General features: G+C 65.0%; 23 protein-coding genes. All 23 read left to right on the top strand.

Annotated elements, in window-relative coordinates; genetic code table 11:
• Window positions 1–44 precede the first annotated feature (44 nt).
• The 23 genes from ABS761_RS06725 to ABS761_RS06615 all read left to right on the top strand — a co-directional run bounded on the left by ABS761_RS06725 (window position 45) and on the right by ABS761_RS06615 (window position 25,079).
• The gene (locus tag ABS761_RS06725; RefSeq protein WP_350407388.1) at window positions 45–1,058 is read left to right on the top strand and encodes a BMP family protein; all 1,014 of its coding nucleotides are present in this window, start codon (window positions 45–47) and stop codon (window positions 1,056–1,058) included.
• Window positions 1,059–1,066: 8 nt separating this feature from the next.
• Window positions 1,067–2,632 (top strand): ABC transporter ATP-binding protein, encoded by a 1,566-nt coding sequence (locus tag ABS761_RS06720; protein ID WP_350407386.1) that lies wholly within the window; start codon window positions 1,067–1,069, stop codon window positions 2,630–2,632.
• A gap of 580 nt (window positions 2,633–3,212) precedes the next feature.
• Window positions 3,213–3,983, top strand: coding sequence for an ABC transporter permease (locus tag ABS761_RS06715; RefSeq protein ID WP_350407384.1), 771 nt, complete (start codon window positions 3,213–3,215; stop codon window positions 3,981–3,983).
• 13 nt (window positions 3,984–3,996) lie between these two features.
• Window positions 3,997–4,848 (top strand): ABC transporter ATP-binding protein, encoded by an 852-nt coding sequence (locus ABS761_RS06710; protein ID WP_502881397.1) that lies wholly within the window; start codon window positions 3,997–3,999, stop codon window positions 4,846–4,848.
• Between the two features lie 4 nt (window positions 4,849–4,852).
• Window positions 4,853–6,316 carry a chlorohydrolase family protein gene (locus tag ABS761_RS06705; RefSeq protein ID WP_350407380.1) on the top strand — a complete coding sequence of 488 codons (1,464 nt, stop codon included), beginning with the start codon at window positions 4,853–4,855 and terminating at the stop codon, window positions 6,314–6,316.
• A 59-nt stretch (window positions 6,317–6,375) separates the two neighbouring features.
• Window positions 6,376–7,371 (top strand): ABC transporter substrate-binding protein, encoded by a 996-nt coding sequence (locus tag ABS761_RS06700; protein ID WP_350407378.1) that lies wholly within the window; start codon window positions 6,376–6,378, stop codon window positions 7,369–7,371.
• Window positions 7,372–7,460: 89 nt separating this feature from the next.
• Window positions 7,461–8,486 (top strand): NAD(P)-dependent oxidoreductase, encoded by a 1,026-nt coding sequence (locus tag ABS761_RS06695; RefSeq protein WP_350407376.1) that lies wholly within the window; start codon window positions 7,461–7,463, stop codon window positions 8,484–8,486.
• 211 nt (window positions 8,487–8,697) lie between these two features.
• Window positions 8,698–9,894 carry a pyridoxal-phosphate-dependent aminotransferase family protein gene (locus ABS761_RS06690; RefSeq protein ID WP_350407375.1) on the top strand — a complete coding sequence of 399 codons (1,197 nt, stop codon included), beginning with the start codon at window positions 8,698–8,700 and terminating at the stop codon, window positions 9,892–9,894.
• A gap of 28 nt (window positions 9,895–9,922) precedes the next feature.
• Window positions 9,923–11,185, top strand: a complete 1,263-nt coding sequence (locus ABS761_RS06685; RefSeq protein WP_350407374.1) for an amidohydrolase family protein — start codon at window positions 9,923–9,925, stop codon at window positions 11,183–11,185.
• 34 nt (window positions 11,186–11,219) lie between these two features.
• Complete coding sequence (locus tag ABS761_RS06680; RefSeq protein ID WP_350407372.1) at window positions 11,220–12,404, top strand: urate hydroxylase PuuD; 1,185 nt, start codon at window positions 11,220–11,222, stop codon at window positions 12,402–12,404.
• Window positions 12,405–12,442: 38 nt separating this feature from the next.
• On the top strand, window positions 12,443–13,372 hold the full coding sequence (locus ABS761_RS06675) for a polysaccharide deacetylase family protein (protein ID WP_502881396.1): 930 nt from the start codon (window positions 12,443–12,445) through the stop codon (window positions 13,370–13,372).
• Complete coding sequence (locus ABS761_RS06670) at window positions 13,369–14,883, top strand: leucyl aminopeptidase family protein (protein ID WP_350407370.1); 1,515 nt, start codon at window positions 13,369–13,371, stop codon at window positions 14,881–14,883. Before ABS761_RS06675 ends, ABS761_RS06670 begins: the two co-directional genes overlap by 4 nt.
• Window positions 14,880–15,278 carry a RidA family protein gene (locus ABS761_RS06665; RefSeq protein ID WP_350407369.1) on the top strand — a complete coding sequence of 133 codons (399 nt, stop codon included), beginning with the start codon at window positions 14,880–14,882 and terminating at the stop codon, window positions 15,276–15,278. The genes ABS761_RS06670 and ABS761_RS06665 overlap by 4 nt, the downstream gene beginning before the upstream one ends.
• A gap of 1 nt (window position 15,279) precedes the next feature.
• Window positions 15,280–16,680, top strand: a complete 1,401-nt coding sequence (locus ABS761_RS06660; RefSeq protein ID WP_350407368.1) for an amidase — start codon at window positions 15,280–15,282, stop codon at window positions 16,678–16,680.
• A gap of 30 nt (window positions 16,681–16,710) precedes the next feature.
• Window positions 16,711–17,724 carry an NAD(P)-dependent oxidoreductase gene (locus ABS761_RS06655; RefSeq protein WP_350407366.1) on the top strand — a complete coding sequence of 338 codons (1,014 nt, stop codon included), beginning with the start codon at window positions 16,711–16,713 and terminating at the stop codon, window positions 17,722–17,724.
• Between the two features lie 41 nt (window positions 17,725–17,765).
• Window positions 17,766–18,176, top strand: coding sequence for a GlcG/HbpS family heme-binding protein (locus tag ABS761_RS06650; protein WP_350407364.1), 411 nt, complete (start codon window positions 17,766–17,768; stop codon window positions 18,174–18,176).
• 127 nt (window positions 18,177–18,303) lie between these two features.
• Window positions 18,304–19,485 (top strand): acetyl-CoA C-acyltransferase family protein, encoded by a 1,182-nt coding sequence (locus ABS761_RS06645; RefSeq protein ID WP_350407363.1) that lies wholly within the window; start codon window positions 18,304–18,306, stop codon window positions 19,483–19,485.
• 2 nt (window positions 19,486–19,487) lie between these two features.
• Window positions 19,488–20,276: a class I SAM-dependent methyltransferase gene (locus tag ABS761_RS06640; protein WP_350407362.1), complete on the top strand. Its 789-nt coding sequence runs from the start codon at window positions 19,488–19,490 to the stop codon at window positions 20,274–20,276.
• A 28-nt stretch (window positions 20,277–20,304) separates the two neighbouring features.
• Window positions 20,305–21,273: an ABC transporter substrate-binding protein gene (locus tag ABS761_RS06635; RefSeq protein WP_350407360.1), complete on the top strand. Its 969-nt coding sequence runs from the start codon at window positions 20,305–20,307 to the stop codon at window positions 21,271–21,273.
• A gap of 74 nt (window positions 21,274–21,347) precedes the next feature.
• On the top strand, window positions 21,348–22,235 hold the full coding sequence (locus tag ABS761_RS06630; protein WP_350407359.1) for an ABC transporter permease: 888 nt from the start codon (window positions 21,348–21,350) through the stop codon (window positions 22,233–22,235).
• Window positions 22,236–22,239: 4 nt separating this feature from the next.
• Window positions 22,240–23,034, top strand: coding sequence for an ABC transporter ATP-binding protein (locus ABS761_RS06625; RefSeq protein WP_350407358.1), 795 nt, complete (start codon window positions 22,240–22,242; stop codon window positions 23,032–23,034).
• 94 nt (window positions 23,035–23,128) lie between these two features.
• On the top strand, window positions 23,129–23,689 hold the full coding sequence (locus ABS761_RS06620; protein WP_350407356.1) for a TetR/AcrR family transcriptional regulator: 561 nt from the start codon (window positions 23,129–23,131) through the stop codon (window positions 23,687–23,689).
• A gap of 157 nt (window positions 23,690–23,846) precedes the next feature.
• A complete protein-coding gene (locus tag ABS761_RS06615; RefSeq protein ID WP_350407354.1) occupies window positions 23,847–25,079 on the top strand; it encodes an efflux RND transporter periplasmic adaptor subunit in 1,233 nt (410 codons plus the stop codon).
• Window positions 25,080–25,089: the final 10 nt, after the last annotated feature.

The raw sequence follows: 25,089 nt of genomic DNA, 5'->3' as shown, positions 1-25,089 counted from the left end.
GACGTAGTGCACATTTGTCGTTTTACGACACAAGGAGACAAGCGATGATTACTTTTCTGAAAAAATCGCGGCATCAGTTTATGGTGGCGGCAGCCGGCCTGGCGGTGGCGGGGTCGCTGATCGCCAGTCCGGCGGTGGCGCAGGACAAGATCAAGGCAGCGGTCATTTTCGGAGTGAACAACCCGGGTTCCGTGAACGGCTGGGACCGTGGACATTTCCACGGCACACAAAAGCTGATCAAGGAGTACGGATGGGATGTGGACATCGCCGAAGGCGTGCCGTTCCCGCAAATGGAAAGGACCGCCGAACGCTATGGCGAGGCCGGCTACCAAGTGGTGATCTTCACATCCAGCGGGCAGATTCGCGCCTGGAACGCCGTCGCGCCCAAGTATCCCAAGACCGTGTTCGCGATGCTGTCCACCACCGACAGCTTGCCGAAATCCGAGAACGTGGTGGCCTATGCGCCCGACTTCTTTTCCTATGGTGTGCTGAACGGGCTGGTGGCCGGGCAGGCGACCGACAGCAAAAAGATCGGTTTCGTCGCGGGCCTGGCAGTGAAGGCCGTCGAGGACATGTGGAGCGGCATCGTGGAGGGCGCCAAGGCCGTCGCGCCGGATGTGGAGCCGTCTTACGCATTTTCGGGCAACTGGACCGACGTGCCGCGCGCCCGTGAAGTCACCGACCTGCAAATCCGTCGGGGCGCCGACGTGATCATCGGCAATGCCGGCGATGGCACGCTGGGAATCCTCGACGCGGCCAAGACGAGCAAGGCCAAGTTCGTCGGTTATGCGACCGATTGGTCGGCCGATGAGCCGAACACGGTCCTCACCAGCGTGTTGCTGGGCATGGACCAGTGGTACGACGCGCTGGCCAAGGAGGTTCAATCCGGCAAGGTCGAGCCCAAGATCAATATCTTCGGCGTCGACAGCTTCACCGTCATGCCCTTGAATGAAAAACTTCTGAGCGCGGACCGGATCGCCAAGATCGAAGACAGCATCCACCGCTATCGGTCGGGCGACCTGAAAATCCCCGTCGTGCGTCACGAAGTGAAGAAGTAAGGCATCCCATGAGTGATTCCGCGATCGACCAGGATGTGGCCGTCAGGCTGGAAAGCATCACCAAGGCCTTTGGCGAGCTCAAGGCGCTTGACGATGTCAGCCTGGCCCTGAGGCTTGGTGAAATCCATGCGTTGGTGGGGGAAAACGGCGCCGGCAAGACCACCCTGATGAAGGTGCTGTTCGGGACGTATCAACCGACCTCGGGCCGCATCCTGCTCGATGGTCGGGATGTGACGGCGCATTGGAATACCCGCAAGGCGATCGCGCATCACGTCGGAATGGTCCATCAACATTTTTCCCTGGTGATGGAGCATTCCGTGCTCGATAACATCGTCATGCCCACGCTCGGGTGGGCGGATCTGGCGCCCGATTGGGCAAAGTTCCGGAACAAGCTGCAAGAACTGCAGGAAAGCCTGGGGTTCAAGCTGCATCCGGATCGCCCGGTGGGGGAACTGGCGGTGGGGGAACGCCAGCAGGTGGAAATTCTGAAAATGCTGTACCAGGGCGCCAAGATCCTGATCCTTGACGAACCGACCGCCGTGCTGATTCCCCAGCAGACCGAGCGCTTGCTGCAAACGCTGGTCCAGTTGCGCGAACTAGGCTACGCCGTGATCCTGATCACACACAAGCTCGAGCATGCCACCGAGTTTGCCGACACGATCACGGTGCTACGCGGCGGGAAGCGTGTCGCGACGGTCTCCAAGGGCGAGGCCAGCACGAGCGAGATCGCTTCGATGATGGTCAAGCAAGAGATCGCCGCCGTGCATCAGCCGCGGGTCAACGACTGCGATACGCCGGTGATCGAGCTTGCCGACGTGTCGATGCACTCCGCCGGCGTCCCGGTGCTCGACCGTGTCAACCTGCGGGTGTGCGAGGGCGAGATCGTCGGCATCGCTGGCGTCGTGGGTAACGGCCAGTCCGAGCTGGTGGAGGTCATCCTGGGCCTGCGCCGGCCCGACGCTGGCACCATCCGGCTGCAGGGCACCGACATCGGGGCGCTCGAGACCTCGCAGCGTCGCGCCCGCGGGATCGCCAACATCCCCGAGGACCGGCACACCCACGCCATTGTTGGCGACATGGACCTGGCTGCCAACCTGATCCTGGGCCGGGAAGGCAGCACCAAGTTTTCCCGCTACGGCATCCTCAACCGCAAGGAGATCGACGATTTCGCCCGCCATTGCATGGGCGAGTTCGACGTGCGGGCACAGTCGGTCGGTATACGGATCAAATTCCTCTCCGGCGGCAACCAGCAGAAAGTGGTCATCGGCCGCGAGCTCTCCACCAATCCCAAGCTGATCATCGCGCACGAACCTTCGCGTGGGCTCGATTTCGCCGCCACCGCCTACGTGCGCAGCCGCCTGGTGCATGCGGCCGAGGACGGGGCAGGGGTATTGCTCATCTCCAGCGATCTCGACGAGCTCATGGAACTGTCCACCCGCATCCTGGTGCTCTACAACGGGCGGCTGGTGGGCTCGCTCTCACCCGGCAAGTACTGCCCCGAAACACTGGGGATGCTGATGGCCGGCATATCACCCGACAGTGGCGCGCCGGTCGCGGCGGCCATGGCGATCTGAGGATGGCCCGCGGCGGGCCTGTTGGCGATGCGCACGGCCTTCGGCTCGGTGATGGACCGGCACCAAGCCCGCGATGAAATCCTGTCCGCCGTGGCTACGAAATAGCGTAAATCGAATTCAAAATCAAAAATTAACCGAGTAAGAGGTTATTTCCAGACGATTCAAAGAAGCCGCATTGATCAGCATGAACACATTAGTCGGATTGGGATGATCGATTCATATGTCCTATTATCGTGACGCCTGCTTACTATATTGCTCACGATATAGGGTTAGCCCGGGTATACGGGCCACTCCAGCTTGCTAAGATAATTTGTATTCAAAATTCGTTCCTTTCATAACAATGCCGGCTGTCGATCCACTCGGCACTGAACTTCAGAGGCTCCCATCAGAGCCACGGTCTGTACACCGCGCCGCCCAGCAGCGGCCACGTGCCAGCAGTGGCTTATTCAGCCACCTCGACGCTTCGACGCGGCCGCTGCAGGCACGTCGACTGTATCCACCGCAAGCGCCGGCCCACAGCCCGGCCTCATCGGACGACACCATGGCTAGAAATCTGGAAATGACTGCCTCGGAGGCCCCCATGCCGCGACTGAATCTCATGCGTTTCATTCACCGGCTGCAGCCCATCGGCTCCATCGCTTTGTTCTTCCTGCTTTGGGAGCTGGCCTCGCGTTATCAGCTGATCAATGCCCGCTTCGTTCCGCCGCCGAGCCAGGTGTTCGCCTCGCTGTTGGCAATGCTCGACAGCGGCATGCTGGTGAACGACACCATCGCCAGTGTGCGTCGCTCGCTGATGGGTTTCTTCCTGGGGTCCGCGGTGGCGATCATCCTGGGATTGCTCACTGGACATACGGCTTGGTGCCGACGCCTGTTCGAGCCCATCATCCAGCTGTTCCGGCCCATTCCCTCGATCGCCTTCGTGCCGCTGGCGACGCTCTGGTTCGGCCTGGGCGAAACACCCAAGGTGTTCCTGATTGCCTACGGCGCCTTCTTCCCCGTGTGGCTCAACACGCATGTCGGCGTCGGTACCGTGGATACGGATTATCTGCGGGCGGCCCGGTGCCTGGGCGCCAACGCACGGCAGATATTCTTCGGCATCGTGCTGCCGGCCGCCTTGCCGTTCATCGTGGCGGGGCTGCGCTTTGGCATCGGGGTCGCATTCATCGTGCTGGTCGCCGCCGAGATGACGGGCGCATCAGCCGGCCTGGGCTACCGGATCGAGCAGTCGCACCTGATTTTCCGCGCCGACCAGATGCTGGTGGGGCTGCTGATGCTGGGCGTCCTGGGCGCGGTCGCCGACTGGGTGTTCCACAAGGTCACCAGCAGGACTCTGCTGTTCTGGGTCAACTGAGGGGGACGTGATGATGACGAAAACCTTGCCCGGCCAGCCAGCCGGAAATGGCCAGGGCCGCATCGACGCCAGGAACCTGACGGTCCAGTATCCCTCGCCCCACGGCCCCGTCAAGGCAGTTGATTCCTTCAACCTGATGGTCGAGCCTGGCGAGTTCGTCTGCTTGTTGGGCCCCTCGGGCTGCGGCAAGTCGACGATACTGAACGTGATTGCCGGATTCCTTCGCGCCTCGTCGGGATCGGTCCAGCTCGATGGCGAGCCCATCGTCGGCGCGGGCCAGGAGCGCGGCGTCGTCTTCCAGCGCTACGTGCTGTTCCCCTGGCTCAACGTATTGCAGAACGTCGAGTATGGCCTGAAGGTGCGTGGCGTCGACAAGAAGACACGCCAGGAGAAAGCACGCGAATACCTGCAGTTGGTCGGCCTGGCCGGATTCGAGCGCAAGTATCCGAAGCAGCTGTCGGGCGGGATGCAGCAGCGCGTGGGCATCGCGCGGGTGCTGGTGAACCAGCCCAAGGTGATGCTGATGGACGAGCCCTTCGGCGCGCTCGACAGCCAGACCCGCTACATGATGCAGGAGCTGACACTGCAGGTGTCGCGCAAGGACGGCACCACGATCCTGTTCGTCACCCACGACCTGGACGAGGCCTTGCTGCTTGGCGACCGGATCTGCGTCATCACGGCGTATCCGGGCCGCGTGAAAGAGATCATCACCAATCCGATCGCGGGTCCGCGGACCCCCGACATCGTCAGCCGTCCGGAATTCGTCGACACGCGGCGGCGTATCTACGAGATGCTGCGCGACGAGATCCGCCTCTCCTTCGACCAGGAGGCCCAGAAGCTCGGTGTACAGAAAATGGCGGGCTGACTCGATGAAAACACTGGTCAAGGCGGGATGGCTTCTAGCCTACGAAAACGGATCCCACGTCATCATCCGGGATGGCGAGTTGGTCTATGAGGGATCGCAGGTCCTCTTCGCCGGAAAGTCCTTCAGTGGGCCGGCCGATCGCGTGCTGGACGCGCGCGGAAAGCTGGTGTCGCCGGGTTTTATCGACACGCACGTCCACGCCGGCCACCGGGCCGTCCATCGTCTGATGTCGGACTGCGGGCGGCCCGAATTTCTTGGGCAGCCTTTCTATGAACTGATGCCCTCGATCGGCAAGAAGAGCAAGGGTGATCCACGGCGGGCGCTGGGGCGTGAAATCGCCCTGCAGGCGCGCTACACCGTGGTCGAGCTGCTGCGCAACGGGGTCACCACCTTCGTGGAATTCGGCGCTGCCGCTGGCATGCAACAGGCGCTGGTGGACGAAGTCAAGGCTCTGGGGCTGCGGGCGTATCTGGGGCCGGGCTTCGATTCAGGCACCCTGGGCTGCGATGCCGCAGGGCGGCGCTCGTTCGCGCCGTACGCCGACGATGGGCAATCACACCTGGACAGCGCCCTGGCCTTCATCGAACAGCACCAGGGCGCCGCGGGCGACCGAATACGCGGCATCCTCGTGCCGCGCGAACTCGACACCTGCAGCCCCGAGCTGCTGGGCCGTGCCAATGCCGCGGCGCGGGAGCGCGGGCTGGGACTTGCGACCCATGCCGCCTACAACCCTTGGGAAGTCTACGAGACCATCGCGCGGCATGGCTGCACGCCCATCGAGCTGCTGGACCGCATCGGCATGCTGCGCCCCGGCGTGCTGCTGGGTCACTGCAACTATTGCGCCACCGAAGGGCGGATGCATTACCCCGGCGGGCGGGACCTCGACATCCTGGCGGCCAGCGGCGCCTGCGTCTCGCACTGCCCGATCAATCTGATGCGGCGCGGCCGGATGCTGGACCACTGGGGCAAGTACCGCAGCCTGGGAATTCCCATCGCGCTGGGTTCGGACACCTATCCACGCGATATGGTGACGTTGATGCGGGCGGCCTCTTATATGGGCAAGATGGCATCCGCGGATCTGTTCACCGCGCCGGCCAGCGAAGTCTATACCGCCGCCACGATTACGGGCGCGGACGCGCTGGGGCGGGAGGATCTCGGCCGCCTCTGCGCCGGGGCCAAGGCCGATTTCATCATCATCGATTTCCAGTCCCGGCATCACCTGCGCTTCGCCCCGCTGCGGGATCCTGTCCGCGCCCTGGTGGAGTGCGGCTTCGGCGACGACGTCGAGACAGTGGTCGTCGATGGCCGCGTCTGCATGGAAGGCCGGGCCATCCCGGGCTTCGACATGGCGGCGCTGCTGCGCGACATCCAGGAGGATGCCGAGAACATCTGGGATTCCGTCGAGGGCTGGGATCCGCTGGGCCGGGGCGCGGCAGAGCGCCAGCCGTATTCGTTTCCCATGCGGTAGCGCCGCTTCCCCGGACCGCATCGTTCCTGTCAACACAGCCATCAGCACGGAGACATATCATGAATACACGAATTTCGCGGCGTCAGCTGCTTGCCGGCGGCGCCGGCGTAATGCTGCTGGGCTTGGGTGCCGTCCGCGCGCAGAAGGGCCCGGCCGCGGTCCGCTTCGCCGACAATCCCTCGATCAGTTGGCCGCAGCCCTACATCGCCACGCGCGACGGCCTGTGGCAGCAGAACGGCATCGACGTCTCGCCGACCTCGCAGCGCTTCGGCACCGGCCAGTCTTCGCTCAATACCATGCTGCAATCCGACGAGGTGCATATGGCAGTCGTCGCCGAGACGCCCATCACGCTGGCGCTGATTGCGGGCATGCCCCTGCGGATCGTCACCGGACTGTCATCCACGACCTGGTATGTCTCCACGAAGAAATCCAGCAATATCAAGACCCTGAAGGATCTGGCAGGCCATCGCCTCGGCGTGGCCGTGGGCACCTCGGCTGAATACTTCATGGACATGGCCTTGAGCAGCGCGGGGCTGACACAAAAGGACGTACAGGTCATCAACGTCAAGCCCACCGATATGGTGCCCGCGCTCAGCGGCGGCAGTCTGGACGCCTTCTTCATCTGGGATCCCTTTCGTTTCGAGGCGCGGCGCATACTGGGCGACGAGTATGTCGAGCTCTCCTTTCCTGATTTCCGCTCCAATGCCTTCCTGGTGACCAAGGCGGATTTCGTCGAGAAACACCGGGACATGGTCGCACCCATCCTCAAATCACTCATCGAGGCCAACCAGGCCATGGAGGCTGATCCGGCCGCCAGTGCATCGTATATGGCCGGCCTGATGGGCATCAACCCCGAGATCGCCGCCGCCGTCTGGAAGACGCACCGCTACGACGTAGCGCTGCGCCACGACATGGTGCAGGCGTTCGAGAACTATGGGCGTTATGTGGTCGGCAAGGGCATCGTGCCGAAGGGCACGAAGCTGCCTGACTTTCAAGCCGCCATGCTGGCGGACGAGATGAAGGCGGTCGATCCCGCGCGGCTCGATCTGGCCTGATCGCCTGATCGAGCCCCGTCCATGCCACGCCCCTTTGCGGGGCCCGTCAAGCCACGGCATGCCTGCCATGCCAGCCAGAAGGAAATGAAGTGAAGAAACCCAAGGTGCTCTATGTCAGCTCGCGGCCGTCCCGGCATCAGGATATCGCCCTGCAGGCGGCGCCGGACGAACTTGCCGTGGCGATGTGCGGCCCGGGCGACCATGGCGAGATCCTGCGCCAACTCGCGGACGCCGACTTCCTGATCTCGGACCGCGCGCTCGACATCGGAGCCGACATGCTGGCCGCTGGGAAGTCGCTGCGGCTGGTTCAGCGCATAGGCAGGCTGGTGCACGACATCGACCTGGCCGAGGCGCGTCGGCGCGACATCCCGGTCTGCTACCTGCCGGTGCAGCGTTGCGCGAAAGTTGCTGAACACGCCATGATGCAGACCCTGATACTGCAACGCAACTACCGGTTGCTCGAATCGCTGCTGCGCTTGTCGCCAGGCACCGATGCCGTGAAATGCGACGCCAATACTTTCGCATACAACTGGACCGGCGCCGAATCGGTCCATTCGCTGATTGGCGCATGCGTGGGCATCGTAGGTTTCGGTGAAATCGGTGCTGAACTGGCACTGCGGCTGCAGCCCTTCGGAGCCCGTGTCCTGTACCACAAGAGAAGCCGCCTGCCGGCCGGCACGGAGCGGTCGCTGGGCATCGAGCACGGCAGCCTGGCCGAGGTGCTGCGGCAGTCGGACGTGGTCGTCATCCTGCTGCCGCATTCCGACCATACGGCAGGCATGGTCGACAGCCGCTTCATCGCCCAGATGAAGCCGGGCGCAATGCTGGTCGCAACCGGGGCCAGCACCGCCCTGAACGAGCGCGACGTCGCGGCGGCCTATCGGGCGAGTGCCATTGCGGGCGTGGCGACTGACGGCTGGAACTACGAGCCGGTCGAGGAGGGCAATCCGCTGCTTGCCCTGGCCGAGGATCCGCGGGCCAACGTTGCCTTCACGCCACACGTGGCGGCGGGTTCCGGCACTATCGACTGGGACGAGCGGCGAGCCGAGTACGCCAACATCCTGCGCCTGATACGCGGGGAACCACTGCTGTACCAGGCAATGCCCGCAGACTGAGCCCCGGTGGGGGCTGCCCGTCCGGTCCCGAGGGTAAACACTAGGTGTTCCAAAAGAATTTTGAATGCAAAATTATAATCATCCAATCTTCAACATACTCTAGCTGTAGTGCAATTTTTTCCAGCCTTCGGGCGAACACATTGGTTTTTGAATTCAAAAATATGTCCATGGGTCGAGCAGACCTGAACCTTCTTCCTGGGTACCTGCCATCATGATACGTCTCTCCGCACACCCTTCCGGCCGCCACTTCCTGCAGATCCCCGGGCCCACCAACGTGCCCGACCGGGTGCTGCGTGCCATGGACTACCCCACGATCGATCACCGCGGCCCCGAGTTCGGTGAACTGGGCCTCGCGGTCCTGGCCGGGCTGAAGAAGATCTTCAAGACCGAGAGCCATGTGGTGATCTACCCGGCCTCGGGTACCGGCGCCTGGGAGGCCGCGCTCGTCAACACCTTGTCAGAGGGCGATCTCGTCCTGATGGCCGAGACCGGGCACTTCGCCACGTTATGGAAGAAAATGGCCGAGAGCCTGGGATTGCGAGTGGAGTTCATGGCTGGCGACTGGCGCCGGGCCGTCGACCCCGAGGCGATCGAGGCGCGCCTGCGCAAGGACACGGGTCGTGAGATCAAGGCGGTCTGCATCGTGCACAACGAGACCGCGACGGGGGTGACCAGCGACATCGGAGCGGTGCGCCGGTCTATCGACCAGGCGGGCCACCCGGCACTGCTGATGGTAGATACGATCTCGTCGCTGGGTTCGATCGACTACCGGCACGACGAGTGGGGGGTGGATGTCACGGTCGCGGGCTCGCAAAAAGGACTGATGTTGCCCCCAGGCTTGTCCTTCAACGCGGTCAGCGCCAAGGCGCTGGCGGCCAGCCAGAAGGGCACGCTGCACTGCTCGTATTGGGATTGGCATGCGATGATCGCCAGCAATGCGACAGGCTACTTCCCGTATACGCCGGCAACGAATCTGCTCTATGGCCTGCATGAGGCGATCGCGATGTTGCTGGAGGAGGGGCTGGAGACGGTATTCGCACGTCATGACCGGCATGCCGAGGCGACGCGCCGCGCGGTGCGCACCTGGGGTCTTGAGGTGCTGTGCGTGGATCCGGCGCGCTATAGTTCATCGCTGACGGCGGTGCTGATGCCCGAGGGCCACAGCGCCGACGCGTTCCGCAAGATCGTGCTGGACCATTTCAACATGTCCCTGGGGCAAGGCCTGACCAAGGTGAAAGACAAAGTCTTCCGGATCGGGCATCTGGGCGACATCAACGACCTGACGCTATGCGGGACGCTGTCCGGTGTCGAGATGGGATTGGGCCTGGCCAAGGTGCCGCATGCGCCGGGCGGGGTCGCCGCGGCGATGGCTTATCTGGCGGAAAATGCGGCGGTGCGCTCACGGTGATCCGGCGCTCCTGAGGGAAGGAAAGGGCATGAGCAAGGATGAAGCAGGGTTGTTGTTGCGCGATGTGCGCATCCCGGCGGGGGCGCGCGCCACACGGCCCGCGGACATCCTCGTCTCGACGCGGGGGATGATCCTCGAGGTCGGGCCCGGCTTGAGCGCGCCGGGCGTGGAAACAGTGGACCTGGCGGGGTGCTTGGCGGTGCCTGGTCTGGTGGATATGCACCAGCACCTCGACAAGAGCTCGACGCTGGCGCAGGCGCCCAACCCCGACGGCACACTGCTGGGCGCCATCGGCGCGTTTCGCGCCTATTCCGAGCATCTCGAAGCCGACGATATCATCGGCCGCGCCCAGGTGACGCTGGATCGGTGCGTCGCCATGGGTGCGAGCGCCATCCGCGCGCATACCAACGTGGATTATGAGATGCAGCTTCGCGGGGTGGACGCCCTGACGCGGCTGCGCGACGCGAACCGCGATCGCGTGGACGTTCAGGTGGTTGCCTTTATCACGTCCTCGGCGGCGCGGGGCGATCCGGACAAGGCGCGCGCCTGCCTCGAGGAGGCGCTGGCCGCCGGGGCGGATTGCATCGGAGGCGTGCCCAACCTCGCGCCCGACCCTCGGCGCTATATCGATATGCTGCTCGATGCCGCCGAGAAGCACGGCCGCATGGTGGACCTCCATGTCGACGAGACACTCGATCCCGAGGCCCGCTGGTTCGATTATTTAGTGGAAGGCACCCGACGGCGCGCGCTGGGCGGGCGGGTGGTCGCCAGTCATGTGTGCGCACTGTCCGCGCGGCCCGACGACGAGGCCAGGCGCGCCATCGAGGCGGCCGCCGAGGCCGGCGTCGGGGTCTGCACCCTGCCGGCCGCCAATCTGTTCCTGCAGGGCCGTGGTTCCGGGCATCGCGTGCCTCGCGGGTTGACGCGCGTCACGGAATTGCTGGCAGCCGGGGTGACGGTGGCCACGGCATCCGACAACATCCAGGATGCCTTCGTCCCGGTGGGGGCGGGGGATCCTCTGGAGATCGCCCGCTGGACGATCCTCGCGGCCCATCTGCTCGAGGATGCGGCCGCCAGCGCCTTTGACATGGTCACGGCCGCCCCGGCGCGCCTGATGGGGCTGGACGAGCGGTACGGGTTGCGGCGCGGCGCCGCGGCCAACCTGCTGCTGACGCGATGCGAGAACGTCGAGGACCTGGTGGCCGGCGGCTCGCTCGTACGCACCGTCCTGCACGAGGGGCGGGTGGTCGCGGGCGGCTTCGACGCCATGCGCCCCGCCGGGCGCACCTGAAACCGGATGAACTCAAACAATCAAGGACGGCAGAATGGAAGCATATATCGCGGATTGGCTGCATCTGGGCCTGCGTTGGCTGCATGTGGTCGCAGCCATCACCTGGGTGGGCTCCTCGTTTTATTTCAACCGCATCGATCGCTCCTTCCGCCCACCGGAGCCCCCGGTGGATCGCGTGAGCGGACAGCTCTGGTCGATCCATGGTGGCTCCATCTACAACTACAGCCGCTATCCGACGGGCCCGGGCTACGTACCCGAGAATTTGAAATGGTCTAAATGGGAATCTGTCGGCACCTGGGTGTCGGGGGCGCTGCTGTTGGCGGTGGTGTACTGGTGGGGCGCCGGCATCAACCTGGTAACGGGCCCGGATGGCCTCAGTCCCGCCGTGGCGATACTGGTCTCGGCGGGCTCGATGGTCCTTGCCTGGGTGGTCTACGACATCATGTGCCGGACAATACCCAGTGATCACGTCTTGTCGGTCGCCGTCGCAGCCTTCATGGGGCTGCTGCTCTGGATTTTTCTGCAGATCTTCAGCGGCAAGGCCGCCTTCCTGCACGTCGGGATCGCCATGGCGACCCTCATGGCGGGCAATGTGTGGTTCGTGATCTTGCCGGGCCAGAAAAAGATGCTGCGGGCCATCAAGGACGGCACCATCGATCGGTTCGATGTGGGCGCGGACGCCAAGCGGCGCAATTACCACAGCAACTACCTGACGCTGCCGATCGTCTTTGCGATGATCGCCAGCCACTTTCCCATGACCTACGGCAGCGCGTACGCGTGGCTGGGGTTCATGCTGATCAGCGCCGCAGGGGTCGCGGTTCGGCATTTCTTCAATACGATGCACCACGGCCATGCGCAAGCGCGCTGGCTCGTGATCGCCGCGCTCATCAGCGTGGCGGCGATCGTGCTGCTGGCGCCGCCCCGCCTGACGCCGCCCGCCAACGGGCAGGCGGCAGCCGTCGACACCGGCCGGATCGCCTCGATCATCGAGGCCCGCTGCGCCGCCTGCCATGCGGCCAAGCCCAGCATGCCGGGCTTCAATGCGCCGCCCAATGGCTTGGTGCTTGATTCCCTGCAGGCTGCGGCGGCGCACGCGCAGAAGATCCGCCAGATGACCATTGACGCGCCAATCATGCCTCCTGGTAACCTGACCGGCATGAGCGACGAAGAGCGTGCGGCGCTTGCCGGCTGGCTTGCGGCCGGCGCACCCACGAAGTAAACGAATCCACGGAGCCCGACCTCATGCCAGATTTGCAGATGCCCAAAGGACCGGAGCGCGACTTCATCGGCTATGGCGAGGCGCCTCCACACCCGCAGTGGCCGGGCGACGCCCGGATTGCGGTGAATTTCGCCCTCAACATCGAGGAAGGATCGGAATATTCCCCCCTCGATGGCGACGCCCGCACCGATACGGCGCTCACCGAGGGCGAGGGCATGGATACGGGCATCGACGGGCGCGACCTGACGGCCGAGTCGATGTACGAATACGGCAGCCGGGTGGGGGTATGGCGTGTCCTGCGCCTGTTCGAGGAGCGTGGCCTGCCGTTCACCGCCTTCGCCTGCGCCCTGGCGCTCGAGCGCCATCCCGCCCTGGCAAGCCGGATCCGGGGCAATGGCGCCGACATCTGTTGCCACGGATACCGCTGGGAAAAGCATTGGCTGCTCGACCGCGAACAGGAACGCGAGCACATCCGGCTGGCCATCGAGAGCTTGCGGCGCACCGTGGGCCGTGGACCCGAGGGGTGGTGCTGCCGCTACGGGCCCAGCATCCATACGCGTGAGCTGCTGGTGGAGGCAGGGATATCCTATGATTCCGATGCCTACAATGATGAACTGCCTTACTGGCAGCCCGTGGGCGAGTGCATGCAACTGATCATTCCCTATTCGCTCGTGACCAACGACTGCAAGCTCGTGCCGCGCGGCATCCAGACGGCCGACGAATTTTTCGCCTTGCTGAGGGACGCCTTTGACCAGCTCTACGAGGAGGGCGCGGCCGCGCCCCGTCTGCTCAACGTCGGATTGCACCCACGCATGGTCGGGCACCCGGGCCGCGCCCGCGGCCTTGCCCGGTTTCTCGATTACATCCAGGGCCATGAACGGGTCTGGGTGGCGCGCCGCGCCGACATTGCGGCCCATTGGCGGCAACACTTTCCCGCGCCGCGCGATTGCCTGGAGGCTAGATCATGAAGCAGCCCGTCCCGCCCCGGATCGGACAGATGGGGGCGATAGTCCAAGGCCAGCCGGTCGTCGTGTGCGTCCCGGACGGCCGTGGCCCCGCCACCGGCATCGCATGGCTGGACGAGCCTGTCGAGAGACTGTTGCGCGACGGCCTGCTCTGCGGCAAGGCGGCGACGCTCGCCCTGGCGCTGCGAGACGGGCAATCCGTGCCGCTGGTCGCGGTGCCGCTGGATGGTGACGGCTCGCCCCAGGATGTGCGCCTGCGGGCCGCAGAGGGCATCGCTTTGCTGCGCACCCGTCGCCAGGCCCGCTGCACTGTCGTGCTGCCGGCGGACGGTCCCACCGCCCAATGGGTGACCGAAGGGGTGTTGGCGGCCAATCATTCCTATGAATCGGCCGGGGCGGCGCGCGACGGTCGTCCCGCCCCGCTGCAGATCGATTTCGTGGCGTCGGGCGGCGGCGCCGGGGTCGGGCAAGCGGTGCACGCCGGCTGGCTCACCAGCGTGGCGACGCTGGCCGCCCGCGATCTGGTGACCGAGCCGGCAAATATCCTCACGCCGCCGAGATTCGTCGAGTACTGCCGGGAAAAGGCGGCGCAGGCGAACTTCGATATCCTCGTCATGGGCCGGGCCGAGCTCGAGGACGCGGGTATGGGCGGCCTGCTGGCGGTCGCCTCCGGCAGCCGCTATGAGCCGTATCTCGTGCGCATGGACTGGCGACCCACGGGTGCGCCGGCCGAGGTTTCGCCGATCGTGCTCGTGGGCAAGACCGTCACCTTCGACAGTGGCGGCATTTCACTCAAAAACCCCCAGGACATGGATTTCATGAAGGCCGACATGGGGGGCGGGGCGGCCATATTCGGCGCCATGTCCATGATCGCAGAGCTCAAGCCCGCCTTTCCGGTGACGGCGCTGTTCGCGGTGGTCGAGAATATGCCCGATGCCCACGCCATGCGGCCCAGCGACGTGATCCGCATGGCCAGCGGCGCCACGGTCGAGATCATCAACACGGATGCGGAAGGCCGCCTGATTCTCGCCGATGCCCTGCATGTGGCCGCCGGCCTCAATCCCCGGGTCGTCATCGACCTCGCCACCCTCACGGGTGCCACGCTCGGGACGTTCGGGCCCATCGGGACGACCGTCTTCGCCAACGACACCCCGTGGTTCGAGCGCCTGGCCCGGGCCGACGAGCGGGCCGGCGAAATGATCTGGCGCATGCCGCTGTGGCCGCAATACCGGCAGTTCCTCGAAAGCCCGGTCGCCGATTCGCGGCATTATGCAACCACGGGCCAGAACGGCAGCACCCCGGTGGCGGCGGCGTTCCTGTCGCAGTTCATCGGCTCGCATCCCTGGCTGCACCTCGACATCTACAACACCTGCTGGAATCACCGGGCGAACGCCTTGATGCCGCAAGGCCCCACGGGCAGCGGCTCACGCGTTTTGGCCCAGTTGATCCTCGACCTCGCCGCGGACGCGGACCTCCCATCATCTCCGGAAAACATCGAAAGGAAATCCGTATGAGCAAGAAAACCGTTTACTCGCCCAAGGTTCTCAAGTCGCCCAACCCCCATTCCCAAGCGACCTTGGCGGGCAATCATTTCTACACCGCGACCGTGGCCCTCGATCTCGAGGGCAAGGTCGTGGGCGTGGGCGACATCGAGGCGCAGACCACTCAGGCGCTCACCAATCTGACCTATCTGCTGGAAGCCGCCGGCGGTACCATCGACGATGTGGCCCGGGTCATGATCTATTTATCCGACATGCGTTACTTTGAAGGCATGAACAAGGCCTACAAGAAATTTTTCTTTGGGGATTCGCTGCCGTCGCGGGCGACGGTCACCGGCACTTTCGGCATCCCCGAATTGTTGGTCGAGTTCGACGTGATCGCCTACATCGACAACCCGAAAGTGGATTGACATGGAATTGTGGAAACTGGGCGTCGCCGATACCCTGCGCGGCTACCGTGACGCGCGGTTCACACCGGAGGATGTGCTCCAGAGCATGCTCGAGCGCTTGGCGCAGGTGAACCCGACGCTCAATGCCGTGATCACGCACAATGACGCCGAGGCGCGCGACCTCGCCCGCCAGAGCACGCAGCGCTGGCGGGCGGGCACGCCGGCGGGCGCCCTCGACGGCATCTTTCTCACCGTCAAGGACAACATTCCCGTGCGCGGCCTGCGTTGCACATGGGGCAGCCGCACCTATGCCGATTACGTGCCCACGCGCGACGAGTCGCCCATCGCTCTTTTGCGCGAGGCCGGTGCGGGAATCCTCGGCAAGACCAATGTGCCCGAATTCACCTTGCAGGGGTACACCGACAACCTGCTCTTTGGCGCCACCGGCAACCCCTGGAATCCTGAATTGACGCCGGGCGGTTCGAGTGGTGGCGCGGTAGCGGCCGTTGCCAGCGGCATCGGCGTGGCCGCGATGGCCACCGACGGCGGCGGCTCCATCCGCCGGCCCTGCGCCCATACGGGCCTGTACGGGCTCAAGCCCAGTCCCGGGTTCATCAGTCGGGTCGATGGCCTGCCGCAGATCCTCAGCGATTTCGAATCCCTCGGGGTGATCGCCCGATCGCCGGCAGACCTGCGCGCAGTGCTGGCGGCCACCGCCCGGCGAAACCCGCTCGACCGTTCGTCCTTTGCCTTCACCGACGCGCAGCGCAGCGAGGCGCCGACGGCGGGGAAGGGCTGCCGCATCCTTTTCGTTCCAGCTTTCGGCGATTTCCCGGTCGATCCGGATATCCGCCGCAGCGCGGCAGGGGCGGCCCACCTGCTGGAGGAGCTCGGCCATCACGTGGAAGTCGGCGAGGTGCCGTTCGATGTCGAGCGGCTCAACGCCATCTGGACCCTGGTCGGTCCGGTGGGGCTGGCGTGGCTGGTCGATCACCTGGGCCTGGATACCCGCCTGATGACGTCGTCCCTGCTGCCGATGGTGGAAACGGGCAGGGCGGCGGCGGCGACTGCGTATGTTCAATTGCTGGCCGATGCGCGCGAGCTGCGGGCGGAGCTCGCGCAGGTGTTCGAGCGCTACGACTTCATCCTGACGCCTTCGATAGCCGCTGTGTCCTGGCCCAAGGCGGAAAGCCATCCCACCGTCATCGACGGCATCGAGGCCGGCCCGCGCGGCCATGCGATATTCACGTCGTTTGCCAATGCCGGGGGCCTGCCGGGCATCAATCTGCCCAGCGCCCCCGCTGCCTCCGGCCTGCCGATCGGCTGCCAGCTCGTGGGCCCTTTTGGTGCCGACCTGCGGCTTCTGGCCATGGCGGATGCCTATGAGCAAGCCTTCGGGCCCTATGTCTGGCCTTCCCTCTAGGGACCGTACGCACGAATCGAGGAGAACAATTTGAAGGCGCTATTTCTGACGAACCGGGCCCCGCGTCACCAAAATATCGCCCTGCAGGCGGCTCCCGATTTCCTGCGGATCGATATGATGGAAGCGCCTGATCGGGCCGCCATCCTGTCGCATGTGGCTGAGGCCGAGGTGCTGATTTCCGAGCGCAGCGGCTCGATCGATCGCGAGATCGTCGAGGCGGGCAAAAATCTGCGCTTGATCCAGCGCCTGGGTCAATTCACTTACGACATCGACCTCGAGGCCGCCCGCGCCGCCGGCGTCGCGGTATGCCATGCGCCCTTGCTGGTGAGCACGCTGGTCGCCGAACACGTGATGATGCAGATCCTGGCCCTCGCAAAAATCTATCGCGAGGCGGCCCACGTCATGCTGCAGCCGGGCGACTGGGCCGAACCCCAGAAATGCGACGAGAACTACTTTGCCTATAATTGGACAGGCCGCGCCGGCATGCGCACCCTTGCCGAATCAACGGTGGGCATCGTCGGGTTGGGGGAAATCGGCGCCGACGTGGCACGGCGCCTGCAGAGCTTTGGCTGCGAGGTGCTGTACTACAAGCGTCAGCGCTTGCCCGAGGACGTCGAGCGCGCGCTTGCCGTGAGTTACGCCGCGCTCGATGAGGTCTGCGCACGCAGCGATTTCCTCTGCCTGCTGCGGCCGCATGGCCCGGGCGCGGGCGAATCCATCGACTCGGCCTTCATCGAGAGGATGAAGGCCGGGGCATTCCTCGTGTCCACCGGCGCCTCGACGGTGCTCAAAGAGGCCGACGTGGCGGCGGCGGTGCTTTCCGGCCGCTTGGCTGGACTGGCATGCGACGGCTATGTCTACGAACCGGCCCCCCTGGACAGCCCGCTACTGGAGCTTGCCCGCGAGCACCCAGACGCCAATGTGATCCTGAGTCCGCACATCGCGGGAGGCGTGGCGTCCAATAACGTTGCCGCGCGATCGCGTGAATTCGAGAACATCCGCCGCCTCCACGACGGGCGGCCCTTGCTATACCGACTGGTCTGAACGCACAATCCGCATCCCACCCATTTTTCAAGGAGATCCTCATGAAGACGAAACATATGCTGCTTGCCGACGACGTCCGCGCCATTCTAGATGCCGCCAGCGCCCATGCCCAAGGCCAGGGCTGGAAAGTCGTGATCGCGGTGGTCGACGATGGCGGGCATCAATTGGGCCTGCTGCGACTGGACGGCGCCGCGCCCCTTTCGTCCGAGATTGCCACCAACAAGGCCCGCACGGCCGCGCTGGGCCGGCGGGAGTCGCGCATCTATGAGGAAATGATCAACGGCGGGCGCACGTCTTTTCTCTCGGTGCCGCTGCATGCCATGCTGGAAGGCGGCGTGCCCATCGTGGTCGAGGGCGAAGTCATCGGCGCGGTCGGTGTGTCGGGGGTAAAGTCCGATCAGGACGCCGAAATTGCCCGCGCCGGCATCGCGGCGCTCGGCATCCAGGCGTAAAAGGCCCGGGTGCGCCCCTTGCCGCGTGCGGCGGGCACGTCCCGCCACCGTGGCTGACCGCGTATTGCGGGGCTGCATTTTCCCGGGACTGCTATAGTTGAGCGTCGTTCAACCGGGGAGCCCCACTATGAAAGAAGTCGTCATCGTCCAAGCCTGCCGCACCGCTGTCGGAGATTTCGGGGGTGGCCTCAAGGACGTTCCGCCATGCGAACTGGGGTCGACGGTCGTGCGCGCCGTGCTCGAACGCGCGGGCTTGCCCGCCGACGACGTGGGGCACGTCGTGTTCGGCCACGTGGTCAACACCGAACCGCGCGATATGTATCTGTCGCGCGTCGCCGCCATCGAGGGCGGGATCGGCATCGCCACGCCGGCCTTCAACGTCAACCGGCTGTGCGGTTCGGGCCTGCAGGCGATCGTGTCGGCGGCGCAGGCGCTGCGGCTGGGCGATGCGGATATCGCGATCGGCGCGGGCGCCGAGAACATGAGCCGCGCGCCCTATGCCGCGACGGCCCACCGCTGGGGCGCGCGCATGGGCGATGATCGCCTGGTCGACATGATGGTCGGCGCACTGTCCGACCCGTTTGAGCGCCATCATATGGGGGTGACGGCCGAGAACGTCGCTCGCAAGTACGGCGTCAGCCGCGACGATCAGGACGCCCTTGCGGCGATCTCGCACCAGCGCGCGGCGCGCGCCATTGCCGAGGGCCGCTTCAAGGAACAAATCGTGCCCGTCGTGAGACAGACCCGCAAGGGCGAGGTTGTATTCGATCAGGACGAGCACGTGCGCACGGACGCTACGGTCGAGGGCTTTGCCAAGCTCAAGCCAGTCTTTGCCAAGGAAAACGGCACGGTCACAGCGGGGAATGCCTCCGGGATCAATGACGGGGCGGCGGCCGTGCTGCTGGCGACCGCCGATGCGGCGCGCGCCCGCGGCCTCGCACCCATGGCCCGGCTGGTGGCTTACGCCCATGCCGGGGTGGATCCGCAGTACATGGGCATCGGCCCGGTGCCGGCCACGCGCGGCGCGCTGGCGCGAGCGGGCCTGTCGCTCGACCAGATGGATGTGATCGAGGCCAATGAAGCCTTCGCCGCGCAGGCCTGCGCGGTTTCCCGTGAGCTCGGCCTCGATCCGGAAAAAACCAACCCCAATGGCAGCGGCATCAGCCTTGGCCACCCCATTGGCGCCACCGGGGCCATTCTCACCGTCAAGGCGGTGCACGAATTGCAGCGCATCCAGGGGCGCTACGCGCTGGTGACCATGTGCATCGGCGGCGGGCAGGGCATCGCGGCCATCTTCGAGCGCCTCTGATCGTGGCGCGGCGATCGGCGACGCGCGGGACGGCGGCGTCGGACATTCCCACGCTCTCCGAGGAGTCGGGGATACGCTATCTGCACTTCAACTCGGAGTGGATCCAGGGGGCGATGCGCATCGGGCATCCGACCGAACTGGTGCTGGCCTATACCCAGCAGATGATGGCGTGGATGATGTTTCTCGCCCCGCGCGCGAGGGATCACGTGGGAATCCTCGGGCTGGGTGCCGGCTCGCTGCTGCGTTTCACGCTTGCGCACACGCCCGCGCGCGTACACACCGTCGAGCGCAATTCCATGGTGACGGCGATGTGCCGGGCGTTCTTTCGCCTGCCCGGCGCCGCGCGCTCCACCATCGACCACGAGGATGCGCAGTGCTGGGTCGCCGATCCCGCCCAAGCCGACCGCTACCTCGCCCTGATGGTGGATCTGTACGACGCGCAGGCCCAAGGCCCGGTATGCGACAGCCTGTCCTTTTACCGCGACTGCCGCCGGGTGCTTGCCGAGACGGGGATCATGACCGTCAATCTCTTTGGCCGCCACGAGAGCTACGCGCGCAATATGCGGCATATTTGCGATGCATTCGACGGACGCGTCCTGCGCCTGCCCGAGGTCGACGAGGGCAATGTCGTGGTCCTGGCTTTCAAGGGCCCGGCGCTCGACGTGAGCTGCCAGGATTTAATGGATCGGGCCGCAGAGCTCGAACAGGCCTGCGGTCTGCCGTGCACGCGGTGGGCCCGTACCCTGCTGGCGAGCGAGGGCTGGAACGCGGTCGGGCACGTTAGAATATGAGCTTGAAGTCCATCGACAGGAGTTCTCCATGAAGCTGAACCCTTCCATCCGCAAGCTCGCCGGCGTGGCCGCGATCGCGGCCCTGATTGCCGTGCCGGCGGTCTACGCCCAATCGGTGGCTGTCACCTCGATCGTCGAGCATCCGGCACTCGATTCGGTCAAGGACGGCGTCCACGAGGCGCTCGCAGCGGCGGGCTACACCGAGGTCAAGGGTCTTAAATGGCAGTTCCAGACGGCTCAGGGCAACACCGCCATCGCCGCCCAGATCGCCCGCAAGTTCATCGGCGACAAGCCCGACGTGATTGTCGCGATCGCCACGCCCTCGGCTCAGGCGGTGGTGGCTGCGACCAAGGCCGTCCCGGTGGTGTATTCCGCGGTGACCGACCCGGTGGCGGCCCAGCTCGTGCCTTCGATGGACGCATCGGGGACGAACGTCACCGGCGTGTCCGACGCCCTGTCTCTGGAAAAACAGATCGAGCTCATCCAAAAGGTGGTGCCCAATGCCAAGAAGATCGGCATGGTCTACAACCCCGGTGAAGCGAACTCGGTCGTGGTGGTCAAGCGCCTGCGCGAGCTGCTGCCCAAGGCCGGCATGACGCTGGTCGAGGCTTCGGCGGCGCGCACCGTGGACGTGGGCGCGGCAGCCCGCAGCCTCGTGGGCAAGGTGGACGCCATCTACACCAATACCGACAACAATGTGGTCTCGGCCTATGAATCCCTGGTCAAGGTGGGGGATTCGGCCAAGATTCCGCTCATCGCCTCGGACACCGACAGCGTCAAGCGCGGGGCCATCGCCGCGCTGGGCGTGAACTATCACGATCTGGGCCTGCAGACCGGCAAATTGGTCGTGCGCATCCTCAAGGGCGAAAAGCCCGGTGCCATCGCCTCGCAGACCAGCGACAAACTCGAGTTGTACGTCAACCCCGGAGCGGCCAAGCGGCAAGGCGCGACGCTGCCGGACGCGTTGCTCAAATCCGCAACCAAGGTCGTCGAATAACGGCTCGCACCGTGCGTCCGCGAGGTGGGCCGCCTTTCGGGCGGCCCACCCGCTTTTAATGATCTCCGGCCCCCATGTCCATTTATTCCCTATGGGGCGCCCTTGAAATCGGACTGATCTTCGGTCTGGTGGCTCTGGGTGTCCTGATCTCGTTCCGCATCCTCAATTTCCCCGACCTGACCGTGGACGGCAGCTTTCCGCTGGGGGGCGCCACGGCGGCCATTCTGATCCACCATGGCATGGACCCGTTTCTCGCCACGCTGTGCGCCACGCTCGCCGCCGGCCTGGCCGGCATGATCACGGGATGGCTGAACGTCAGTCTCAAGATCATGGACCTGCTCGCCAGCATCCTGATGATGATCGCGCTGTATTCGATCAATCTGCGCGTGATGGATGCGCCCAACGTGCCCCTGATCAACGATCCGACGGTCTTCACGGTGCTGCAGCCCGAGGGGCTCGAGGACTATGTCGCCCGGCCGCTGATCCTCCTCGCCCTGGTGGTCGCGGTCAAGCTGCTGCTGGACTGGTTCTTTGCCACTCAGATCGGGCTGGCGATGAGGGCGACCGGATCGAATCCGCGGATGGCGCGCGCGCAAGGCATCGCAACGGGCGGCATGGTCCTCATGGGCATGGCGATCTCCAACGCCCTGTGCGGTCTGGCCGGCGCCCTGTTCGCGCAGTCGCAGGGCGGCGCCGACATCTCGATGGGCATCGGGACGATCGTCATCGGCCTGGCGGCGGTGATCGTCGGCGAAAGCATCATGCCCTCGCGCCGGCTGGTGGTGACCACTCTGGCGGTCATCGTGGGCGCGGTCGTCTACCGCTTCTTCATTGCATTGGCGCTGAACGCCGACTTCGTTGGCCTCAAGGCCCAGGACCTGAACCTGGTCACGGCAGTGCTGGTGACGGTGGCTCTGGTGATCCCCCTGCTCAAGCAGCGCCTGCGCCGCAAAGGAGCCTGATGCCATGCTGAGCGCACAGAATCTGCACGTCACTTTCAATGCCGGTACCCCCATCGAGACCCGTGCCTTGCGCGGCATGTCGCTGGACATTCCCAGCGGCCAGTTCGTCACGGTGATTGGCTCGAACGGCGCCGGAAAATCGACTTTTCTCAATGCCATTTCGGGCGACCAGGGGGTCGACGCGGGGACCATCCTGCTCGACGGCGAGGACATCACGCGGCAACCGGTCTGGACGCGGGCTCGCAAGGTTGCCCGGGTGTTTCAAGATCCGATGGCCGGGACCTGCGAAAACCTCACCATCGAGGAGAACATGTCGCTCGCCTTCGGACGCGGCCAGTTCCGTAGCCTGCGCGGCGCCGTGCGCGCCGAGATGCGCGACCTGTTTCGCGAGCGTTTGGCAATGCTGGGCCTGGGCCTCGAGGGCCGCCTCACCGACCGCATCGGATTGCTGTCCGGCGGCCAGCGCCAGGCGGTCAGCCTGCTGATGGCGGCGCTGCGGCCTTCACGCATCTTGCTGCTCGATGAGCATACCGCCGCGCTCGACCCTCGCACCGCGCAGTTCGTGCTGGACCTCACGGCGCGCATCGTATCCGAGTATCGGCTGACCACCATGATGGTGACCCACAGCATGCGTCAGGCTCTGGACGTGGGTGACCGGACCGTCATGTTGCACCAGGGCCGCGTGGTGCTGGATGTGCAGGACGAGGCGCGGCGGGGCCTGGAGGTCCCGGACCTGCTGGCCATGTTCGAGCGCGTGCGCGGCGAGACCATTGCGGACGACACCTTGCTGCTCGGGTGAAAGCCCCCCGTTTGATGGCCGAAGAAGGCCAGATTTTATTATTGACAAAAAAATCTAAAATTGTCAAAATGCCTTTTTTGTCCAATCGTCACTCATGTCGGCCAAACTCAGCAAAAACGCCGCCGCTGCACGATATGCCCAGATCATCGAGGCGGCGCGCTGGTGCTTCCTGAATTTCGGATTTTCGAAAACCTCGCTCGAGGATATCGCACGCCGGGCCGGAATCTCGCGCAGCCTGCTGTACCGCTCCTTCAAGGACAAGGAACACCTCTTTGTCTGTGTGTTCGAGGACCTGCTGATGTCCGGTCTGCCCGCGGCCCGGCTTGCGGCCGGGATGCCCGGATCGCGGGCCGAGCGGCTGCTCGGAGTCTGCCAGGCGGTTTTGCTCGAACCCTGGGTTGAAATGGCCACCGCCCCGATGGCGAACGAATTCCAGGATGTGTGCTCGCGCCTCAGTCCCGATGTGGCCGCGCAGCAGCGCGCCGATGTCCTGCAATGCGTCAACCTGATCCTCGAGGACGCGCCCGCGTCCCAGGTCTTTCTGATGGCGCTCGAGGGTTTGCTGGGCGATCGCCCGCCGGCCGACGAACTGCGCAAGCGCGTGGCTGTTCTGATCGAACGCTTTGCCGGCCCACCGGCGGGCGGCAGGCCGTGATGCGTGCCATGCCCTTCTTTTGGGTGCGGGCGTTTGACCGTATACTCTTTGCTTGTTTTATCGGGCCGGGGGCCTTGCGTCCGATGGCCTTTCTGTGGGCGCCCGCACCGTCCTTTTCCCATCCTTCGCGAAACATTTAACTTCAGGAGCTTCTTCTATGGCTTTTTTGCAATCGCCCCCGGGTCGGGCTTCGTGGCCGGTTCTGTTCGCGCTGGCCCTCGCCCTGTCGGCATGCGGTGAAAAGCCACAGGAAGGCATGCAGGGCATGAAGGTTCCGGTCAGCGTCATCCAGGTACAAGCAGCGCCCACGACCGTATACACCGAACTTCCGGGCCGGGTGCAGGCGATCGAGGATGCCGAAATCCGCGCACGGGTCACCGGAATCGTCCAGGACATCGAATTTCCGCAGGGCTCGCAGGTCAAGGCCGGGCAGTTGCTGTTCACAATCGATCCGGCGCCCTATCGGGCCGCGCGCGACCAGGCCGCCGCCCAGCTCAAGAGCGCTCAGGCCTCGGCCAAGACCGCGAAATTGCTGGCGCAGCGCTATGCCAAGCTGATCAAAGAACATGCGATCAGCCAGCAGGACTACGATAATGCGGTGGCGCAGGCAGACCAGTCCGCCGCCGCCGTCGCCGCCGCCCAGGCGACCCTGGAGTCGGCCGAGATCAACTTGGGCTATACCCGCGTGACCTCGCCCATCGACGGCACCACCGGCAAATCCCTGGTGACGGTCGGCGCGCTCGTGAGCGCCGCGTCGGCCACCCATATGGCGACGGTACAACGCCTCGACCAGGTCTATGTCGACATCACGCGATCCACGAATGCGCTCTCCGATATGCGGCGCCAGATCGCCGCGGGGGCCCTCAAGCCCGACGCCAACGGCGATGCCCCCGCCCAGGTGCTGCTCGAGGACGGCGCTATCTACAAACAGGATGGCAAGCTGTTGTTCTCGGGCGTCACGGTCGACCCCAGCACCAGTCAGGTGACATTGCGCGCGCTGTTTTCCAATCCCGACCAGATTCTCCTGCCGGGCATGTACGTGCGCGTGCGCTTGGCCCAGGGCATCGACGAACGGGCTCTCGTCGTGCCGGCGCAGGCCATCCAGCGCAGCAGCGACGGCAGCAGCAACCTGGTTCTGATCAAGGACGGCAAGGCCGTGTTCACGCCGGTCGCGGTGGGCCCGCGCTTCGAGGGCGGCTACATCATTTACCAGGGCCTGGAGGCGGGCGACCAAGTGGTGGTCGAGGGTTTCCAGAAAATCCGGCCGGGCGCGCCGGTGCAGGCCATGCCTTGGAAGGACAAGCCAGGTGCCCAGGCGCCGGCGGCCGCAGGCCAGGCCCAACCGCCCGCCGAGGGCCAGGCCAAGCAGGGCGAGGGCAAGGCGGGTTGAAGAACACGCT

The organism is Castellaniella sp. GW247-6E4, from assembly GCF_040276065.1.
GTDB lineage: Bacteria > Pseudomonadota > Gammaproteobacteria > Burkholderiales > Burkholderiaceae_B > Castellaniella.
The sequence above is the reverse complement of the archived record's forward strand: the minus strand, read 5'-3'. Positions and strand labels throughout refer to the sequence as shown.

Bases quoted from the DNA above. Each gene is read 5' to 3' on its own strand.
- ABS761_RS06725 (WP_350407388.1), top strand. From the start codon at position 45: ATGATTACTTTTCTGAAAAAATCGCGGCATCAGTTTATGGTGGCGGCA.
- ABS761_RS06720 (WP_350407386.1), top strand. From the start codon at position 1,067: ATGAGTGATTCCGCGATCGACCAGGATGTGGCCGTCAGGCTGGAAAGC.
- ABS761_RS06715 (WP_350407384.1), top strand. From the start codon at position 3,213: ATGCCGCGACTGAATCTCATGCGTTTCATTCACCGGCTGCAGCCCATC.
- ABS761_RS06710 (WP_502881397.1), top strand. From the start codon at position 3,997: ATGACGAAAACCTTGCCCGGCCAGCCAGCCGGAAATGGCCAGGGCCGC.
- ABS761_RS06705 (WP_350407380.1), top strand. From the start codon at position 4,853: ATGAAAACACTGGTCAAGGCGGGATGGCTTCTAGCCTACGAAAACGGA.
- ABS761_RS06700 (WP_350407378.1), top strand. From the start codon at position 6,376: ATGAATACACGAATTTCGCGGCGTCAGCTGCTTGCCGGCGGCGCCGGC.
- ABS761_RS06690 (WP_350407375.1), top strand. From the start codon at position 8,698: ATGATACGTCTCTCCGCACACCCTTCCGGCCGCCACTTCCTGCAGATC.
- ABS761_RS06685 (WP_350407374.1), top strand. From the start codon at position 9,923: ATGAGCAAGGATGAAGCAGGGTTGTTGTTGCGCGATGTGCGCATCCCG.
- ABS761_RS06680 (WP_350407372.1), top strand. From the start codon at position 11,220: ATGGAAGCATATATCGCGGATTGGCTGCATCTGGGCCTGCGTTGGCTG.
- ABS761_RS06675 (WP_502881396.1), top strand. From the start codon at position 12,443: ATGCCCAAAGGACCGGAGCGCGACTTCATCGGCTATGGCGAGGCGCCT.
- ABS761_RS06670 (WP_350407370.1), top strand. From the start codon at position 13,369: ATGAAGCAGCCCGTCCCGCCCCGGATCGGACAGATGGGGGCGATAGTC.
- ABS761_RS06665 (WP_350407369.1), top strand. From the start codon at position 14,880: ATGAGCAAGAAAACCGTTTACTCGCCCAAGGTTCTCAAGTCGCCCAAC.
- ABS761_RS06660 (WP_350407368.1), top strand. From the start codon at position 15,280: ATGGAATTGTGGAAACTGGGCGTCGCCGATACCCTGCGCGGCTACCGT.
- ABS761_RS06650 (WP_350407364.1), top strand. From the start codon at position 17,766: ATGAAGACGAAACATATGCTGCTTGCCGACGACGTCCGCGCCATTCTA.
- ABS761_RS06645 (WP_350407363.1), top strand. From the start codon at position 18,304: ATGAAAGAAGTCGTCATCGTCCAAGCCTGCCGCACCGCTGTCGGAGAT.
- ABS761_RS06635 (WP_350407360.1), top strand. From the start codon at position 20,305: ATGAAGCTGAACCCTTCCATCCGCAAGCTCGCCGGCGTGGCCGCGATC.
- ABS761_RS06630 (WP_350407359.1), top strand. From the start codon at position 21,348: ATGTCCATTTATTCCCTATGGGGCGCCCTTGAAATCGGACTGATCTTC.
- ABS761_RS06625 (WP_350407358.1), top strand. From the start codon at position 22,240: ATGCTGAGCGCACAGAATCTGCACGTCACTTTCAATGCCGGTACCCCC.
- ABS761_RS06620 (WP_350407356.1), top strand. From the start codon at position 23,129: ATGTCGGCCAAACTCAGCAAAAACGCCGCCGCTGCACGATATGCCCAG.
- ABS761_RS06615 (WP_350407354.1), top strand. From the start codon at position 23,847: ATGGCTTTTTTGCAATCGCCCCCGGGTCGGGCTTCGTGGCCGGTTCTG.